General features: G+C 56.9%; 16 protein-coding genes. 5 read left to right on the top strand and 11 right to left on the bottom strand.

Going from position 1 to position 18,314, the window contains the following annotated elements:
• Window positions 1–55: 55 nt before the first annotated feature.
• Window positions 56–1,222: a benzoate/H(+) symporter BenE family transporter gene (locus MX657_RS11440; RefSeq protein WP_346805812.1), complete on the top strand. Its 1,167-nt coding sequence runs from the start codon at window positions 56–58 to the stop codon at window positions 1,220–1,222.
• On the opposite strand, the gene MX657_RS11435 is transcribed toward MX657_RS11440, so the two are convergent.
• Window positions 1,202–2,074 (bottom strand): helix-turn-helix transcriptional regulator, encoded by an 873-nt coding sequence (locus MX657_RS11435; RefSeq protein ID WP_346805811.1) that lies wholly within the window; start codon window positions 2,072–2,074, stop codon window positions 1,202–1,204. The genes MX657_RS11440 and MX657_RS11435 overlap by 21 nt on opposite strands.
• A 174-nt stretch (window positions 2,075–2,248) precedes the next feature.
• Here MX657_RS11435 and MX657_RS11430 point away from each other — a divergent pair, with 174 nt between their 5' ends.
• Complete coding sequence (locus MX657_RS11430) at window positions 2,249–3,145, top strand: DMT family transporter (RefSeq protein ID WP_080327116.1); 897 nt, start codon at window positions 2,249–2,251, stop codon at window positions 3,143–3,145.
• A gap of 34 nt (window positions 3,146–3,179) precedes the next feature.
• Here the strand turns inward: MX657_RS11430 and MX657_RS11425 are convergent, their stop codons facing one another.
• Both MX657_RS11425 and MX657_RS11420 read right to left on the bottom strand, forming a co-directional pair.
• Complete coding sequence (locus MX657_RS11425) at window positions 3,180–3,854, bottom strand: DUF3313 domain-containing protein (RefSeq protein ID WP_119915610.1); 675 nt, start codon at window positions 3,852–3,854, stop codon at window positions 3,180–3,182.
• A gap of 134 nt (window positions 3,855–3,988) precedes the next feature.
• Window positions 3,989–5,584, bottom strand: a complete 1,596-nt coding sequence (locus tag MX657_RS11420) for an ABC transporter substrate-binding protein (protein ID WP_119915609.1) — start codon at window positions 5,582–5,584, stop codon at window positions 3,989–3,991.
• Window positions 5,585–5,695: 111 nt separating this feature from the next.
• Between MX657_RS11420 and pepT the strand changes: the two genes are divergently transcribed.
• Window positions 5,696–6,925, top strand: a complete 1,230-nt coding sequence (gene pepT, locus MX657_RS11415) for a peptidase T (protein ID WP_346808520.1) — start codon at window positions 5,696–5,698, stop codon at window positions 6,923–6,925.
• Here pepT and tehB read toward each other — a convergent pair.
• Window positions 6,922–7,515 carry a tellurite resistance methyltransferase TehB gene (gene tehB, locus MX657_RS11410; RefSeq protein ID WP_080327120.1) on the bottom strand — a complete coding sequence of 198 codons (594 nt, stop codon included), beginning with the start codon at window positions 7,513–7,515 and terminating at the stop codon, window positions 6,922–6,924. The genes pepT and tehB overlap by 4 nt on opposite strands.
• Window positions 7,515–8,516, bottom strand: coding sequence for a dicarboxylate transporter/tellurite-resistance protein TehA (tehA, locus tag MX657_RS11405; protein ID WP_346808519.1), 1,002 nt, complete (start codon window positions 8,514–8,516; stop codon window positions 7,515–7,517). The genes tehB and tehA overlap by 1 nt, the downstream gene beginning before the upstream one ends.
• A 122-nt stretch (window positions 8,517–8,638) precedes the next feature.
• Between tehA and ydcK the strand changes: the two genes are divergently transcribed.
• Window positions 8,639–9,619, top strand: coding sequence for a YdcK family protein (gene ydcK, locus MX657_RS11400; RefSeq protein WP_346808549.1), 981 nt, complete (start codon window positions 8,639–8,641; stop codon window positions 9,617–9,619).
• Here ydcK and rimL read toward each other — a convergent pair.
• The 4 genes from rimL to MX657_RS11380 form a co-directional block, all read right to left on the bottom strand.
• Window positions 9,614–10,162 (bottom strand): 50S ribosomal protein L7/L12-serine acetyltransferase, encoded by a 549-nt coding sequence (gene rimL / locus MX657_RS11395; protein ID WP_080327123.1) that lies wholly within the window; start codon window positions 10,160–10,162, stop codon window positions 9,614–9,616. The genes ydcK and rimL overlap by 6 nt on opposite strands.
• A 45-nt stretch (window positions 10,163–10,207) precedes the next feature.
• Window positions 10,208–11,863 carry a glucan biosynthesis protein D gene (locus MX657_RS11390; RefSeq protein WP_080327124.1) on the bottom strand — a complete coding sequence of 552 codons (1,656 nt, stop codon included), beginning with the start codon at window positions 11,861–11,863 and terminating at the stop codon, window positions 10,208–10,210.
• Between the two features lie 242 nt (window positions 11,864–12,105).
• Window positions 12,106–12,879 (bottom strand): transporter substrate-binding domain-containing protein, encoded by a 774-nt coding sequence (locus MX657_RS11385; protein ID WP_346808518.1) that lies wholly within the window; start codon window positions 12,877–12,879, stop codon window positions 12,106–12,108.
• Window position 12,880: 1 nt separating this feature from the next.
• A complete protein-coding gene (locus MX657_RS11380; RefSeq protein WP_346808517.1) occupies window positions 12,881–14,059 on the bottom strand; it encodes a pyridoxal phosphate-dependent aminotransferase in 1,179 nt (392 codons plus the stop codon).
• A 113-nt stretch (window positions 14,060–14,172) separates the two neighbouring features.
• On the opposite strand from MX657_RS11380, the gene MX657_RS11375 reads away from it, so the two are divergent.
• A complete protein-coding gene (locus tag MX657_RS11375) occupies window positions 14,173–15,015 on the top strand; it encodes a LysR family transcriptional regulator (protein ID WP_218729030.1) in 843 nt (280 codons plus the stop codon).
• Here MX657_RS11375 and MX657_RS11370 read toward each other — a convergent pair.
• Together MX657_RS11370 and hglS are read right to left on the bottom strand one after the other, a co-directional pair.
• Entirely contained in the window at window positions 15,002–16,507 is a 1,506-nt protein-coding gene (locus tag MX657_RS11370) for a carboxylesterase/lipase family protein (RefSeq protein WP_346808516.1), read from the bottom strand. The genes MX657_RS11375 and MX657_RS11370 overlap by 14 nt on opposite strands.
• Before the next feature lie 43 nt (window positions 16,508–16,550).
• Window positions 16,551–17,894, bottom strand: a complete 1,344-nt coding sequence (hglS, locus tag MX657_RS11365; protein WP_080327129.1) for a 2-oxoadipate dioxygenase/decarboxylase HglS — start codon at window positions 17,892–17,894, stop codon at window positions 16,551–16,553.
• Window positions 17,895–18,314: the final 420 nt, after the last annotated feature.

Below are 18,314 nucleotides of genomic sequence, written 5' to 3'. Positions count from 1 at the left end.
CTATAGCGCACAGTGTTACCTTATCGCGGACGTTATAACGCACAACGGAGTTTCCATGCGCCCTTCATCTCATCTCATGCCAGCCGTCCTGGCTGGCTTTGTCGCCGTGCTGGTCGGTTACGCCAGTTCGGCCGCCATCATCTGGCAGGCTGCCGCAGCGGCAGGCGCCAGCGCGCAGCAAATTGCGGGCTGGATGACCGCGCTGGGGATTGGGATGGGCATCAGCACGCTGGCGCTTTCCTGGTGGTACAAAGCGCCGGTGCTGACCGCCTGGTCGACGCCCGGCGCGGCGCTGCTTGCCACCAGTCTGCACGGCGTGACGCTGGCCGAAACGATCGGCGTTTTCATTTTTGCTAACGCGCTCATTTTACTCTGCGGTATTACCGGGCTTTTCGCCCGCCTGATGAAGCTTGTCCCGCATTCACTGGCTGCGGCCATGCTGGCTGGGGTGTTGCTACAGTTTGGCCTGCATGCGTTTGCGCATCTTGAGGGACACTTTCTGCTGTGCGGCAGCATGATTGCGGCGTGGCTGCTGGCAAAAGCGCTGGCTCCGCGCTATGCCATCGTGGTGACGCTGCTGGTCGGGGGGATCGTAGCGTGGACGGGAGGTGACGTTGTCACCGATAAGCTAACGTTTTCTCTCGTGATGCCTCAGTTTATTGCGCCCACGTTCACCTTCACCAGCATGGTGAGCATCGGCGTCCCCTTCTTCCTGGTGACCATGGCCTCGCAGAATGCTCCCGGGTTCGCGACGATGAAAGCCTCCGGTTACCCGGTGGCGGTCTCACCGCTCATCATCTTTACCGGCGGGCTGGCGCTGCTGCTTTCTCCTTTCGGCGTCTTTTCCATCTGCATTGCGGCGATTACCGCCGCCATTTGTCAAAGCCCTGATGCCCATCCGGATGCCGGTAAACGCTGGCTGGCGGCCATCGCGGCCGGTGGGTTTTATCTGCTGGCGGGAGTGTTCGGCGGTTCCATCACCGGGATAATGGCTGCGCTGCCCCTCAGCTGGATCCAGACGCTGGCGGGTCTGGCGCTGCTGGGTACCATCAGTGGGAGTTTATACCAGGCGCTGAATCATGAAGCGGAGCGCGACGCGGCTATCGTCACGTTTTTGATGACCGCAAGCGGCGTCACGATCCTGGGCATCGGCTCGGCATTCTGGGGGTTGGTGCTGGGCGGCGTAAGCTATGCTCTGTTCTCACGCGCTCGTCGCGCGTAGCTGGGACGGCGTGATGCCCATGACGCTGCGGAAACGGTTACTGAAATGGCTGGCGGAGTTAAACCCGCAGGCCAGGGCGATATCCGTCAGTGGCATCGAGGTATGCTGCACCAGGTTTTTCGCTTTTTCCATGCGCCTTTGCATGACGTACTGATGCGGCGCCTGCCCCGTCGACTGACGGAACATGCGGGCAAAATGGTATTCGCTGAGGGCGGCCTGCGCCGCCAGCTCGGCCAGCGTCAGCGGCTGCCCGAGGTTCTCTTCGATAAACGCCAGCACGTTACGCAGCACAAAGGGCGATAGCCCGCCGGTGACGACCGGCAGCTTCCACTGAACGTTGGCGTAGTTTTGCAGTAAATGGGTCAACAGCAGCGTGGAGGCCGTACTCAGGGTGAGCAGATTGGCCTGCTGCTGCCAGTCACAGCCAAGCAAAAACTGGCGGTACAGCGCGGTGATCTTCGGATCGCTGCCAAAAATGCGCTCGTCCAGCGTCAGCGAGAGCGGCCGTTTGTCCCAGATTTTTTCCCCCACATCGCGCAGATGTTCATCGGTGCAGTAGAGATGCACAAACGACAGGTCATCACGGATGTCCCACGTCGATTCGCTCTCTTTCGGCATCAGACAGAAACGGTCCGGTCCCCCGCCGTTCTTCCAGCCGCCCGGCGTTTTTTGATAGCTCTCGTAGCCGTCGGCCACGTACAGGCTGAGGGTGTGATGGTTGCTTTTAACCGTTATCGTGTCGTGCTTGTTGTACCACGCCGCCAGCTGGATGCCGGAATTGAGCGCGACCGTTTCCCGGAGCACCGCATTCTGCTGGCGTAGCGTTTCAAAGGTATCGTAAGCGTGAGACATAACCGTTAGCGCGTTATTGAGTGAACTGTCAGTCTAAGAATTGTTTTCTCCCGTTGCCAGCCCCCGGAAAAGAAAAAAGCGCAAGATTTTGCAAGTCCACCGCAAGCCGGTGAAAGCCCCTGACCGATCCCAGCGCCATACTGGCGGCTTCTGTGGTTTAAGAAGAGAAAAGGTATGAACGCATTATTATATGGACTGGTCGTGATCATCTGGGGAACCACCTGGATTGCCATTTTCCTGCAGCAAGGCCCCGTGGCGGCCCCGGTGTCTATTTTCTGGCGCTTCGCCGTGGCCAGCGCCACGATGATGGTTGTGCTGCTCGCCCTGCGCCGACTGCGCAAGCTGGCGCTGCGCGATCATCTGTTTTGCATGTTGCAGGGATGCTGCGTGTTCTGCTTTAACTTCTGGTGTTTTTATACCGCGGCGGCGCATATCAACACCGGGCTGGAATCGGTGATCTTTTCCATGGCGGTGCTCTACAACGCCATTAACTGCTTTATTTTCTTCGGTCAGCGCCCGCCTGCGCGGTTCTGGACGGCGGCGACGTTGGGTCTTATCGGAATTGTTACCCTTTTCTGGGACGACCTGCTGGCCAGCGGCTGGAGCGCCTCGCTGCTGACGGGCATTGGTCTTTCCGCCCTCGGCACGTACGGTTTTTCGCTGGGCAATATGATCAGCATGCGTCATCAGCGCAGAGGTCTGGAAACCATGACCACCAACGCCTGGGCGATGCTTTACGGTACGCTGGTGATGGGATGTATTGCGCTTTTCAGAGGCGACAGTTTTGCCCCGGAATGGACGGTGAGTTACATGGGCGCGCTGCTTTATCTGGCCCTGTTTGGTTCGGTCATTGCCTTTGGCGCTTACTTCACCCTGGTAGGACGCATTGGCCCCGGGAAAGCGGCCTACAGTACGCTGCTCTTCCCGCTGGTGGCGCTCTCCATCTCAACGGTGTATGAAGGCTACGTCTGGCATATCAACGGCATCGTCGGTTTACTGCTGATTCTGGGCGGGAATATGGTGATGTTTACGAAACCAGAAACCTGGTTCAGGCGCCTGCGTACGGCGTAAGAAAAACGGCCTGCGCGATGCAGGCCGTTTTACGTTATTTCGTGGTTTTCTTCACGTCAAACATGGTGGCATCCGTCGCCATGTCGTCAACAACCTGCTTCAGCGTCGCAAAGGTCATCGGCGTACTTTCGTTATTCAGCTCTTTACCTTCGCCTTTACGAACGACCTTCATCACCGGCTTATTGGTGGCCGCGTCGATCAGCTCGCCTTCAAAGAAGAGATGGGTATCCATGGTGCGATGGCCGGTTGCCATCTGCGTACCTGCTACCACCAGCGCGACCGGCACCACTTCATAGAACTGCAGGCCTTCTTTCTGCGAACTCACCCCGGTGATTGCACCGCGGAAAATCAGGCTGTGTTTACCTGGCGTGGTCACAATCGGCTTACGGGTACCAATCGCCGTTTTCATTTTGTTATTGGTGTAATTCAACAGTTCATCAAGCGTTCTCTGCCCAATCTGCGTCGTTGGTTTTGGCGCTGGATAATAGGTAATTGGCGTCCAGATAATGCTGTCGTAGTTGGCTTCGTTATAGGAAGGATCAACCCAACGCAGCGTGGGTTTACCTGTCGCAGACGTCGTCTGCTGCAAGCCGGAATAATCTTTTAAAAAGCCTGAATATTGTTCGGGAGCCGCGACTTTTGAAGAACAGCCCGCCACTGCCAATAAACCAGTAAGCACTGCAACTTTAAAAAAAGTTTGAGTACGCATGATAGTTTTCCATGTTATCTGCAAGTATGCATTTGAAGTTATAGCAAAAGTCTGGTGGGTTTGTTGTGACAAAAAATGATGCGGGGAGCACAAATTGCGAAAAGACTGCCCGGAAGCGTACCGGGCAGTGAAAATTACGGTTGAATATCCACCTGCCAGAACAAATGTTTGCCAAACGGGTCGATTTCGTAGCCGGTCACCTCCTTGCGGACGGGTTCGAAAATCGTTGAATGTGCAATCATCACCGCCGGCATCTGGTCATGCATCATCTGCTGCGCCTCTTTGTACAGCGCCACACGTTTGTCGCGATCGGTTATTGATTTTGCCTCGGCAATAATTTTATCAAAGGGCGGGTAGCACCATTTGGCCGAGTTCGATCCGCCGTTGGCAGACGTGCAGGTAAACAGTGGGCCAAAGAAGTTATCCGGATCGCCCGTTGCGGTCGTCCAGCCCATCAGCGCGGCCTGATGTTCACCGCCCTTCACGCGCTTAAGGTATTCGCCCCATTCGTAAGTGACAATTTTGGTCTGCACGCCCACTTTTGCCCAGTCGGCCTGAATCATCTCCGCCATGCGTTTCGCATTCGGGTTATAGGGCCGCTGCACGGGCATCGCCCATAAATCGATGCTCACCCCGTTGGCAAAACCGGCCTCTTTCAGCAGCGCTTTCGCTTTTTCAGGATCGTAATCGTAATCTTTCAGCTCGCTATCGGCACTCCAGACGCCGGGCGGCAGCAGGTTTTTCGCCGCGGTGCCCGTGCCGTGGAATACCGCGTCGATAATGGCCGGTTTGTTGATCGCCATCGCCAGCGCCTGACGAACCTTCACGTTATCCAGCGGCGGCTTTTGGGTATTAAACGCCAGAAAACCGGTATTCAGCCCCGCCTTGCTCATCAGGTTAATATCCTTATTTGCCTTCATGCGCGGCAGATCCGCCGGGTTCGGGAACGGCATTACCTGGCACTCATTTTTCTCAATTTTGGCAAAGCGCACCGAGGCATCCGGCGTGATGGTAAAGACCAGCCGGTCCAGCTTCGATTTCCCCTGCCAGTAGTCGGCAAACGCCGTAAACAGAATGCGGGAATCTTTCTGATACTGCGCCAGCTTAAACGGCCCGGTGCCGATGGGCTGCATATCCACCTTCTCCGGCGTGCCCGCTTTCAGCATCGCATCGGCATATTCCGCGGAGAGGATCGAGGCGAAATACCATGCCAGATCGGCAACAAACGGCGCTTCCGGGTGTGCCAGGGTAAAGCGCACCGTGTGGTCATCGACTTTATCAATGGCGGTTATCAGACTGCCAAACTCCAGACTTTCAAAGTTGGAATAGCTGCCGTTTGAGACGTTGTGATAGGGATGGTTCACGTCTTTCTGACGCATAAACGAGAAGATCACGTCATCGGCGTTAAAATCCCGGGTCGGCGTGAACAATTTATTGCTCTGGAACTTCACCCCTTTACGCAGATGGAAGGTGTAAACCTTGCCGTCGTCGCTCACCTCCCAGCGCTCTGCCAGGCTCGGTACCAGCTCCGTGGTGCCGGGTTTGAAATCGACCAGCCGGTTATAGACCGGCACGGCGCTGGCATCCACGCTGGTCCCCGATGTGTATAACTGAGGATTAAAGTTTTCCGGCGACCCTTCGGAGCAATACACCAGCGTTTTCGCGGCAACGGAGGAACTGACCGTAAGCGCAGCGAGTGCCAGCGTTAACATTGTGCGTTTGCTTGTCATCATTTATTCCTGTCTTTTTAATTCGACGGCTAATTAATTCTTTTGCCATTTCATAAATAACATTAAAGTGAAGTGGCAAACACCCGAAAAATAAATAAGGAAGAAAACACTATGGGCTCGCCGCTTTCCAGACAATTAACGCACCGTTTTTTCCGCTATCTCGCTATTACCAGCCAGAGCGATCCGAAAGTGAAAACCCTGCCCTCGACGCCGGGCCAGCACGACATGGCGCGGGAACTGGCGCAAGAGCTGGCACAGCTGGGGTTAAACGACATCGTGATTGACGAATTCGCTACCGTGACGGCGGTAAAAAAAGGCAATGTGCCCGGCGCGCCGCGCATCGGCTTTATTACCCATATTGATACCGTTGACGTCGGTTTATCACCGGATATTCATCCGCAAATATTAACGTTTCGTGGTGAAGATCTCTGTCTGAATAAGGAGAAAGACATCTGGCTGCGCGTGAATGAGCACCCGGAAATTCTGGCTTATCCGGATGAAGAGATTATTTTCAGCGACGGTACCAGCGTATTAGGCGCAGATAATAAAGCAGCGGTAACCGTGGTGATGACCGTGCTGGAAAACCTCACCGCTGAACATCAGCATGGCGACATTGTGGTCGCGTTTGTGCCCGATGAAGAGATTGGCCTTAACGGCGCCAAGGCGCTGGATTTGAAACGCTTCGACGTTGATTTTGCCTGGACCATCGACTGCTGCGAGTTGGGGGAAATTGTTTACGAGAATTTTAACGCGGCAGCCGCTGAGATCCGCTTTACCGGCGTGACGGCGCACCCGATGTCCGCCAAAGGCGTACTGGTGAACCCGTTACTGATGGCGACCGATTTCATCAGCCATTTCGACCGCCAGCAAACGCCAGAGTGCACCGAGGGCCGCGAGGGCTATATCTGGTTTAACGGCATCCAGGCCGGGCAAAACGACGCCGTGTTAAAGGCCAACATTCGTGATTTTGATAAAACCGGCTTTGCCGCCCGCAAGCAGCAAATCGCGGACGTCGCCGCGCTGATTGCCGCCCAACACCCGACGGCAAAGGTGGAGTATCGCATTGAGGATACCTACAGCAATATCAGCAATGCGATTGGTGAAGACCGGCGCGCTATCGACCTGATGTTTGAGGCGTTGGAATCGCTCGGCATTACCCCAAAACCCATCCCCATGCGCGGGGGCACGGACGGCGCGGCGCTCTCGGCAAAAGGGTTACTCACCCCGAACTTCTTCACCGGCGCGCATAACTTCCACTCGAAGTTTGAATTCCTGCCGCTGTCGTCCTTCGAGGCGTCTTACAGGACTGCCCTGCAGATCTGCCTGCTGGCCGCCCGTTAAGCGGGCTTGCGCGCCAGCATGGTGGCAAAGCGCAGCTTAATGCGGTTGCCGTTTTCATCGGTGCGGTGCAGCTCGCCAACCTCTTCGTTGTATTTGAGCAACTCCCACCCTTCGTAGTAGTTGCTCAGTTCACCGCTTTTAAATGCAAACGGGAAGCCGACGGTGCACGGGTAATCCGCCGTGTCCATCGCGGCAACGATCAGGTTATAGCCGCCGGGTTTCGTGCAGCGCTGCATATTGGCGATAAGGCCCGGGATGGTTTTCGCCTCCAGGAACATCAGCACCACGGTGGAGAGAATGAAGTCGTACTCGCCGTCAAAACTCAGGCTGTTGAGATCCTTAATCGCCGTATGCAGGTTGGCTATCCCTTCTGCCGCTTTGATGCGCTCGATGTTATCAATGCTCATCGGGTTTTTATCCCAGGCGGTGACATCGTAGCCGTTGGCCGCCAGGTAAAGGCTGTTGCGGCCATTGCCGCAGCCCAGATCCAGCGTTTTACCCGGCTTAACGATCCCCGCGCTGTACAGCACCTCGGAATGCGTACGGGTTAAGCCATATTTCTCAGTGAAGTAATTTTCATCGACAGCCATTATTTTTCCTCAGATTGCATAAGCAGTGCTTTATCAGTGCGCACCAGAAGTTTGCCCTGTATCAGCAGGATAAATGTACGAACCAACAGCATCCCAATGATGAGGTTGGTAAAGATAAACAGCGGCACGGCAATGGCGTGGAAGAATCCAGACGAACTGCCATGCCCCAGATGCAGCCCCGTGGTAGCCAGAGCCGACACGCCGAACGAAAAACTCCAGAAGGAGGCGTTAAACGGTTGAGACAAATACCACGGCAGCAGGCGCAGCATAAACAGCAGCTGCAACAGGCCGTAGCCGAACAGCATTTTGGCGAAGGTGTCGGCTTCCCCACCGTTGACGCTAAACCAGGCGCTACACGCCACCAGCGCGGGCGCCAGCTGAATGCCTAAAGAGGTACGCTGCGCGGAGGGAAGCTCTCCGGCGCTGCGAAGACGCTGGAGGATCACCGGCTCCAGGCTGAGCCAGGAAAAGACGCCTGCACCGAGGAAGACGAGCCCTGCGTCGTTGAACCCCTGGGCTCCACACGCCATTGCGCTGATAAAATTATTCGCCACCGTCGGCAGATATAATCCCGGCGTGGTGGCCTCGTGCGGATGCGTCCCCCGCCATAGCCCGGCGCTTTGCCAGGCAGCATAGGCAAGCTGCACCACCACGCCCACGCCGAACAGCGCCAGCGATACCGGACGGAACCAGGGGACAAAGCCGATGGCGACCAGCATAGTCGTGGCCGGAAAAAGGCTGACGAAGCTGCTCATCACCGGGTGGCGCATCTCTGCCAGCACGCTGTGCGGGAAACGAATTGCACGGGTAATAAACGCCGCCGTCAGTAAAAACCAGCATGTAACCGCGAGAGCGACCAGAATCTCACCCGGCCAGCGCGTCACCGGCCACAGGATGCTGGCGTATCGCCAGGCGAAACCCATGCCGATGATGCCAAGCACCATGCCAAAATACCCTGCGGGAAGGTTAAGCACCTGTTGGGATTTGTTAACGTTATTCATTAATTTGAATTTTTAAAATGTATTTTAAATGCCATTTTAAGGGGTTTCCGCGACGGATGCCAGCACAACGGAAAGCCGAAAGTTTGCTACGTTTAGTGGAGACGCTCACCAGGGATAACATGATGAACAAATATCGGCTCAGCGATGAAACCCGGAACTGGCAGTGGAAAAATGGCGAAACAACCCACTCGACCACGTTGCGGCAAATTATCGCCACGGCAGATTTTAATGATGTGACGATCGGTACGAAAGGCGGCTGGGTTGACGATGAGCGCGCCCTGTCCCAGGAGGGAGACTGCTGGATCTACGACGAAAACAGCGTGGTGTTCGCCGGGGCATCCGTGTCCGGCAACGCGCGCCTTACCCTGCCGTGTATCCTGAGCCATGACGCGCACGCAGGCGACAATTGCTGGCTTGACGCGGCAGAAGTCAGCCACGGGGCGCGAATAAGTGACAACGTCACTATACAGCACTCCTGCGTGCGGGGCGAATGCCATATCTACGGTGACGCTCGCGTCCTGCACAACAGCGTCATCATTGCCGCCAAAGGGCTCACGCCGGATCATGACCAGATCCTGCAAATCTATGACAGGGCGACGGTAAGCCGTTCGCGCATTGTCCACCAGGCCCAAATCTACGGTGAGGCGATGGTGAATAATGCCTTCGTTGAGCACCGCGCCGAGGTGTTCGACTGCGCGATCCTCGAAGGTAATGATCTCAACAACGTCTGGGTGTGCGACTGCGCCAAAGTGTACGGCAACGCCCGGGTGATTGCCGGTATCGAGGACGATGCCATCCCGACCGTGCGCTACAGCTCGCAGGTGGCCGAAAACGCGGTGGTCGAAGGAAACTGCGTGATCAAGCACCACGTTCTGATCGGCGGCCAGGCATGGCTGCGCGGCGGGCCGATCATGCTGGATGATAAGGTAGTGATTCAGGGACGCGCGCGCATCAGCGGCGACGTGCTGATTGAGCATCGGGTAGAAATCACCGACGATGCGGTGATAGAGGCCTTTGCTGGTGAGAGCATTCACCTGCGCGGTGAAAAGGTGATCAACGGTGACCAGCGCATTACCCGCACGCCGCTGCTGGGGGCGCTATAGGGTATAAATTTTCCCGTAAATGTTCACATCGTCATAGGCGCCATTCAGGTATTCCGCTTCCCGCAGGCACCCTTCCAGCGTAAAACCGTTGCGCAGGGCGACGCTGTTGCTGCTCTGATTCGCCACCCGACACTTGATCACAAAACGGCGGATCTCACCGCGCCCGGCGTAGTAGCGCATAAACGCCTGTAAAGACTGCGAGAGGATCCCCTGCCCCTGATGCGCTTCATCCAGCCAGTAGCCGATGTACGCGGCTTTGTTGGCGGGCTCAATCGCATTGAACGACAGCACGCCGACCAGCTCATCGTCTTTGAAGATCAAAAACATTTTGGCGTAGCCGCGCTGGTGCAGCATCTGGTTACTCTGCACGTTGCGTCGGGTATCGTCCTCGCTTCCCACGTGCTGCGCCCAGTCAAAGGCGGTTTGCAGAAAGGTTTTGTTTTTGACGACGAGATTGTGCAGGTCGGCAGTGTAGCGCTCTTCGACGGCGCGAAGCTCGAGAGCGTCAGATACGGGAATAGTTTCGGATTGTGTTGCGGTCATTGCCCCTCACCCTAACCCTCTCCCATGGGGAGAGGGAATCGATCGTTAACGCATTACCCGATCGTCAACATACTGACGTTTATCCGGCGCTGGCGGGAAATACTGATACAGCCAGGTTTCGCTGATGGCATCGCCCTGGCAGCGCAGGAACAGGCGCATATCGACCGGCTCCGTAGAATCCGAGGTTGGATACCAGTCAAACAGAATGCGATAGCCGTCAAACGGCTCAACGTAGAGGATCTCAACCTGCTTCGCTTCACCGCTGGAGAGCGTAATCACCGGCTCGATGCCTTTTGGCGCGGCGGCCTTCAGGTCGCCTCCGACGAAGTCGATAGCAAAGCGACGCGCCCACACTTTCGGGTAATTTTCGCCCGGCGCCCAGCCTTCCGGGAACCCGCCCATACCGGTACGGGTGGCAAAAACGTTAGCCAGCGGGGAACGCACCGGCGGCATGGCGCTCCAGTACAGGCGATATTTGAAGTCCAGCTCGTCACCCGCTTTCACTGTTTTTTCCGGCTGCCAGAAGCAGACCACGTTATCCAGCGTTTCACCGGTGGTTGGGATCTCCATCAGGCCAACCGAGCCTTTACCCCAGTCGTTTCGCGGTTCAACCCACAGGCTCGGGCGTTTGTTATACCAGCCCATCACGTCCTGATAGTGCGAGAAATCGCGATCGAGCTGCAGCAGGCCGAACCCTTTCGGGTTCTTATCCATATAGGCATTAAACTGCAGCTTCTGCGGGTTGTTCAGCGGACGGCAGATCCACTCCCCGTTGCCGCGCCACATCGCCAGGCGGTCGGAATCATGGATTTGTGGATGAATGGTGTCGCACATGCGTCGCTCGTTATTACCGCAGCTGAACATGCTGGTCATCGGCGCAATGCCGAGCTGCTTGATGTCTTTACGCGCGTAGAGATGGTTTTCCACCTCCATGATCACCTGGCTCTTCTCGCAGTGGATCACGAATTTGTAGGCACCGGTGATGCTCGGGCTGTCCAGCAGCGTATAGACGGTAAAGGTGGTGTCGCCAGGCTTGACGGTTTCAAACCAGAAGGAGGTGAAGTCCGGGAACTCTTCCGGCGTGTCGGTAAAGGTATCTACCGCCAGGCCGCGCGCGGAAAGGCCGTACTGGTAAGTATCGTCCACCGCGCGGAAGTAGCTCGCCCCGAGGAAAGAGACGATATCGCGACGCGCCAGCTCAGGCGCTTTAAAGGCGCGGAAGCCCGCAAAACCGAGATCGCTTTGCCCTTCCAGCTGTTTGGTATCCACCCCCGTTTCACCGTAGCTGAACAGCTCCGGGCGGAAGTGGATCTCGCGCGCCATAGAAGTGGACTGGTCCAGCGAGAACATGCGCACGCGGCGGCGGAACCCCATTCCCATATGGAAGAACTGCACGTCCAGCTGACGCCCTTCAATGTTGTTCCACAGAGACTGCTTCTCATCGTAGCGAATGGCGTTGTACGCCTGCGGCGTCATGGTTGCCAGCGTCTCCGGCAGCGGACGTGGCGCACCACCCCACGGGGTTTTCGCCAGGTCATGCGCCATGGATTGCAGTACGGAGAAGTCAAAACGACGGCTCTGACCGTCAGCGATGTCAGAGTCAGCAGCGTATGCCGCTTTGGAGAACAGGGAAGCAAGGCCAGAGGTGCCGCTCAGGGCTGCCACTGCCAGCGAGCCTTTTAGAAAACGTCTGCGATTCATGCCTGGAAAAACGTCCTTATGGTCGTGTGAATGTGTTTCGCGCTCGGCGAAATGACGGCAAGAAAGAACGCACAGCCTAAACAAAAATGGTTAAGAATCCAATTGTTGGCCGGTGATTATCTGAACAAAGTGAGAAATATTTTCTGTCGACCAGAACGGCCCGAAAGTGGTGTAAAGAAAGCCTGGAAAATGTGTAGAAAAATGCCCCGTCAGGACATCAGCTGACGGGGCGAATGAGGCGGTTATTTTACGCTGACATCGATACCCGGGAAGTACTTATCAGCGAGTTTAGCGATCGTGCCGTCGGCACGTACTTTATCAATCGCGGCATTGAGCTGCTTTTTGGTGGCCTCATCACCTTTGCGCAACCCAAAGCCGATCCCACTGCCGAGGATGGTGTCGTCAGACACCGGCTTGCCGATGAAGCCAAACCCTTTACCCTGCGGCTTGCTGAGGAAACCTGCCTGCCCGGCCGCGGACATGACCAGCGAGGCGTCGATGCGGCCATTCAGCAGGTCGCCCCAGGCCATATTCTGATCTTTATAAGACACCACGGTGACACCCTGCTTTTCCCAGTGCTCTTTCGCGTACGTTTCCTGAATGGAACCTTGCAGCACGCCGATGGTTTTACCCTTCAGCCCTTCTGGCGTGGCTTCAACTGCCGTACCGGCCTTGCCGACCAGCTGCGACGGAATACGGTAGATCGGCTGGGTAAAATCAATGCTCTTGCGGCGCTGGTCGGTAATGTTCATCGCCGAGTTGATGGCGTCAAATTTCTTCGCCACCAGGCCCGGGATCAGCGCATCAAACGAGGTTTCCACCCAGCTGCATTTCAGCGCCGCGGCCTTGCAGATGGCATTACCCAGCTCAACGTCAAACCCTTCCAGTTCGCCTGCCGCATTGCGGCTCTCAAACGGCGGGTATTCCGCTTCCAGACCGTAGCGCAGCTCGGTAGCCGCGAAGGACGAAAAGGTACACAGCAATCCCATGCCGACTATTAACGCGCGTAATTTCATTTCACACTCCACAGCGTGGTTCAACCCGACACAGGGCCTGGGCACCTGCCCGTAACGTTGCCTCATCTTTGGCAAAAGAGAGACGAATCAACTTATTATCCGTACCGTCGGCATAAAACGCCGACAGCGGAATGGTGGCAACACCGTACTCAACGATCAGCCGTTTCACCAGCTCGCTGTCGCGCTCGTCGCTGAACTGGCTGTAGTCCGCCAGCATGAAGAACGATCCGGCGCTCGGCAGCAGAGTAAACGGCGAATCGGCCAGCAGGCTGTGCAGCAGATCGCGCTTGCGCTGGTAAAACGCCGCCAGCGACAGCCAGGTTTGCGGGTCGACCATATGTTCCGCAAACGCGTACTGCATTGGCGTATCGGCGGAAAACATCAAAAATTGATGGACTTTACAAATCTCGTCCATCAGTACCGCCGGAGCAACACAGTAACCGACGCGCCACCCGGTAACGTGATAGGTTTTTCCGAAAGAGGAAATAATCACGCTGCGCTCCGCCAGCTGCGGGTGCGTGGCCATCCCATGGTGCGGCTCGCCGTCAAACACGACGTGTTCGTACACTTCGTCAGACAAAATAATGATGTCGGTATTGCGCGTCAGCGCCGCCAGCTGTTGCAGGTCATCGGCGGAGAAGACCTGACCGCTCGGGTTGTGCGGCGTATTGATGATGATCATACGCGTTTTTGGGGTAATGGCCGCCTGTACTTCATCCCAGTTGACGGCAAAATCCGGTACCGTGAGCTTGATGGCGACAGGCGTTGCCCCCTGAAGACGAACGATAGGCGCGTAGCTGTCAAACGACGGCTCGAAGTAGATCACCTCATCGCCCGGATGCACCAGCCCGCTTATGGCCGAATAGAGCCCTTCGCTGGCGCTGGCGGTCACCAGCACCTCGCTGGCAGGGTCATACTGTGTGCCGTAGAGCGCAGCAATTTTATCGGCAATACGTTCTTTAAGCGGCTGTAGTCCGGTCATCGACGCGTACTGGTTGTGCCCTGCCTCCATCGCGCGGGTGACCCCCGCGATCAGCTTCGGGTCGCAGGAAAAATTCGGTGCGCCCTGAGAAAGGTTAATCGCGTTATGCTGCGCCGAGAGCTGGCCGATAACGGTAAAAATGGTGGTTCCCACATCTGGAAGTTTGGAGCGGGTTTGCACAGGCGTTCGTAAAGTCATCCTCTTTCCCTTCTCATGGACGTTGCATAACTATTCAAACAACATCTGCGTTGCCGGGACAATCGAATTGTTGTCATAATAGCCATGAGAAAAATGCATAGCTGAGGTGTTTTATGTCGCGCCGTTCGCTCCCGCTCAATGCCATCGACGCATTTTTAGTCACCGCGCGTCACCTGAACCTCACCCACGCCGCCGCAGAACTGTGTCTGACCCAGGGGGCCGTGAGCCGTAAGATCGCCTCCCTTGAGGCGTGGTTTGGCTTTCCGCTGTTTGAGCGCCACGCGCGCGGACTGCGCCTCTCCCCGCAGGGCAGCGCCCTGCTCCCCGAACTGCAATCCTCCTTCGAACAGCTGCTGAGCGTGGCCGACCAGGCCCGCAGCCCGCACACCGTGATCCGCCTCAAGGCCCCCACCTGCGCGATGCGCTGGCTGGTGCCGCGTCTGCTGGAGGTGGAGCGCGAACAGCCGGATCTGCAGATCGCGCTCACCACCACCACCGATCATAACGTTAATTTCAAAACCGAATCTTACGACGCAGCGATTGTCTTCGGCACGCACATGAGCGCGGGCGATCTGCTGTTTGAAGAGGCATTAACTCCGGTATTCAGCCCCGTGCGGGCAGGTGCCGCGCTGGACTCGCTGACGTTTCTTCACCCTACGCGTGATAAAACAGACTGGTCGCTGTGGCTGGCGAAACAGGAAGGTCCGGGCGTTGCCATGCACAAAAATCAACACTTCGACACGATGGATCTGGCGATTACCGCCGCGATTCAGGGGCTCGGCGTAGCCATCGCCGACGAAACGCTGGTTGCAGAAGATGTCCGCGCAGGCAGGCTGATGCGGCCCTGTGAGACCAGCGTCAAAACCGGCGCGAGCTACCGGCTGGTGCTGCGCGAAACGCCCGGTCTGGAAAACGGGCTGGCGGCGTTTCGCGCCTGTTTACTTAATCGAGGCTGACGTGGTGTTTCATTACCCGCTTAAAAAGGCTCATGCGGGCACGCATAAAGCGGTTTTCAAGCCTGAAACCTGCATGTTTATTCACTCCGATACGTAACAGCACGTCCCGCCCTTTGCGGCAGGCGGGCCAGTGCGTCGGCCCGGGCAGGCTGTCGCGACGGCCTGCGTCTCGCGCAAAGCTCACCCAGTAGTCGGCCACATGGGCAGCAAACGCCAGATCCCGTTCGTTGACATACTGGCGCGAAGGCTCCACCTGCCCGAGGGTATCGAACACATACGGCACTTCGTTGCCATGCCAGGCGCCGTTGATATAGGTGGCGTGTTCCGCTTCGGCCACATAATCAAACCAGTAACGCCAGCAAAGCCCGCCGACACGCTGCTGGGCCTGCATCACTACGTAGCCCATCGTGGTGAACGCCATGTCGCGGCACACCTGCCTGCCCAGCTCCTCATCGCCTTTCACGCCAGGATAGAGCAGCTTGATCAGCCCCAGGCCAAAGCGGCGTTCGCGGCGAAGCTTCTGGATTTGTCCGGCGAGATCGACACCAAACACCGCCATCACGCTGGCTTCATCGCTGTTGGAACCAATCATCACCGGCACGGGATGCTGGCGGGCCGCGAAAAAGACGTCCAGCATGGCATCGGGCAGGACGCAATCGCCAACGATGGGCGCCGGGGCGATGTTAAGCGGCGCAGTGAGCGGCCAGAACGCCTCGGGCGGGATAGCGCGCAGCTGCTCTGCCGTCGCATTTTCCAGGCCGAAATGGGCGGCCAGCGCTTCCCCTTTTTGCAGGGCCTGCTTTTTCGGCGTGTCCGGCAGGGTATATCCGCTTTGCACAATCGCCTTATGGAACAACCCTTCCGCCAGCGGCGAGGTCAGCAGCGACAGCACGCTACGCGCCCCCGCCGACTCACCAAACAGGGTCACGTTATTGGTGTCGCCCCCAAACGCGGCGATATTCTCCCGCACCCATTCGAGCGCGGCGATCTGATCCAGCAGGGCAAAATTATGCACCACCCGCTCTTCTTCCCCCTCCAGCGCAGGATGGGCGAAAAAGCCGAGGTGGCCCAGACGGTAGTTAATCGTGACCACCACCACGCCGCGCGCCGCCAGCGCTTTGCCATTATAGGGCGGCAGGCTTCCGGCGCCGATCGTAAACCCGCCGCCGTGCAGCCAGACCATCACAGGCAGCGGCCCACTTCGGTCAACGGGCGACCAGACGTTCAGATAGAGGCAGTCTTCAGAGAACTGACCGGGATCCCCCCCGCCCAGTTCCTGACAATATTCACTGCTTTGCCAGCTTGAGGGGGAAAAGGACGTGGCTTCGCGAACGCCATCCCAGCGTTCTGGCGGCCGTGGCGAGCGCCAGCGCCAGTTGCCAACGGGCGGCGCGGCAAAGGGAATACCGCACCAGCAGTGTACATTTTCATCGGTTAAGCCAGACAGTGCGCCCTGGCGCGTCTCAACCACAGGGGCGGAAGGATTTTGCATAACGACCTTATTTTTTCCATCACACCCCTGAAGAGTAACGATTTCAGAGCAAACCGCAACGCTGTTTGCTGCGCGTTTCCGCTTCTTCGTAGAGCGTAAACTCGTCATACACCGGGCAGCCCAGCGCCGCTTCAAACGCATTGCGGCTGGCATTACCGTGGCTACGCGCCTGGGTTTCATTCCCGAGATTGGACTGGAAAATCCCTGCCGCGCTCACCGGGAGAAAATCTTCATAGGTTATCGGCTGAGCCACTACCCACCCGCGTTCGATCAGCGGTTGCGGATCATCGCCTGGGCGAAACGCGTGACGATGGGCCTCTCCCGCGGGGGTCAGGCGGTAGCGAAAATACGCCAGCTCCTGACGGCGCAGGAACATCTCGCTGTCCGGAAACGCGCTGAAAATGTCCCGCAGATGCAGCTGGTGCGTGAGGTTATCTTTACCCGTTCCGGCCTGCGCCAGCAGGCTATCGTACAGTTCACGGCCTTTCGGGGTCAGCGCCACGCCGCGCTGTTCAATTTCACCGAAGCGCGCGGTGTGGGTGCCTTTATGTTCACCGGCGAAAAGCACCGGCTCTTCGAGGGCTTTAAAGCTGGTCTGACGCAGCAGGATCGGCACTTCACGACGCGGCGGGCCTTCGATCAAAATTTTCGGCTCAATGCCGTACTTCGGCATCAGCTCCTGCACCCGGTCAATGTCCAGCGTGCGCGGCGTAAGGTGGTTGATATGACACCCCGGGAAGCAGACCACGTCAGCAATCAGTCGGTGCTCGTTACTCAGCGCAAGGTAGGTCTCCTGGTCGACCGTTGCATGGCGGTGCCAGCGGAACGTTTCGATAGCTTCCTGCACAAACTCATGCGCCTGCGCTTCGGTAAAGTGACCTTGCGACTCATGGAGGTCGATAAGTTCCAGACAGCGCGGCGTAAAGATGTTCCGGTGAGAGAGAATTTTTGCCGCTCGCTCGCGTAACGCCACGTTTTCAATCAGCTCAAGGCGCAGCAGTGAGGTAAAGATACGAAACGGATTACGGCACAGCGCCGCATCGTCAACCGGACGAAACGCCGTTGAGTGGACCGGCACTCCCGCCTGCGAGAGATCGTAATAGCTGACCGGGAACATGCCCATAATGGCAAACATACGACGCAGGGTTGAAAGCTCTTGTGCGGTACCAACGCGGATCGCCCCGTGACGCTCCACGTTCAGGCGAGCCAGCTCGTCGGCGTTCGCCAGTTGTTCATGTAATAGTGGGTTATTTTCCAGAACCGCCAGGTTTACGTCCGCAACCAGTTCGAGCAAGGTGCCGTACTGCGGAACTTCCTGCTGGTACATCGCCGACATAGCCTGCGAAAAATGTTCCCGAATATCATCAGCCGTGATGGTGTTCGCCATGATGTCATGCCTCCAGTGAATATTACCTGGAGTGTAGAGAAGGCCGTTCCTTCCGGGGGGAAGAATTTCTGATTTGTGATCTTAAGACGCCAGTGGTCAAACCGTGTGCTACCGGCGCCTGACCGGGACCCTTGCCCACTTTTTCCAGGATTTTCCTTATGATTAATAGCGACTATTTTCACTAACCCCAAAGGGGTAACTCTTTCCAGCTTGCCGCTTACAAATTATTCGATTTGACTACGCCATTATTATTAGCCTCAATCATCCGTTTTTTTAACCAAAACTTAGGACTAATCCGAACCTTTATTTACAAGCCCTTCCCACCCATGCATATTTTCCGTCCAGGCGAAGCGCAAACGCATCAATAATTAAAAATAACGCAACCGCGAATGGCGAAACGCATTTGACGAATGACGCACA

The sequence above is a fragment of the Enterobacter chuandaensis genome (assembly GCF_039718975.1).
Taxonomy (GTDB): Bacteria; Pseudomonadota; Gammaproteobacteria; order Enterobacterales; family Enterobacteriaceae; genus Enterobacter; species Enterobacter chuandaensis.
This window is presented reverse-complemented; position numbering and strand designations above follow the sequence as displayed.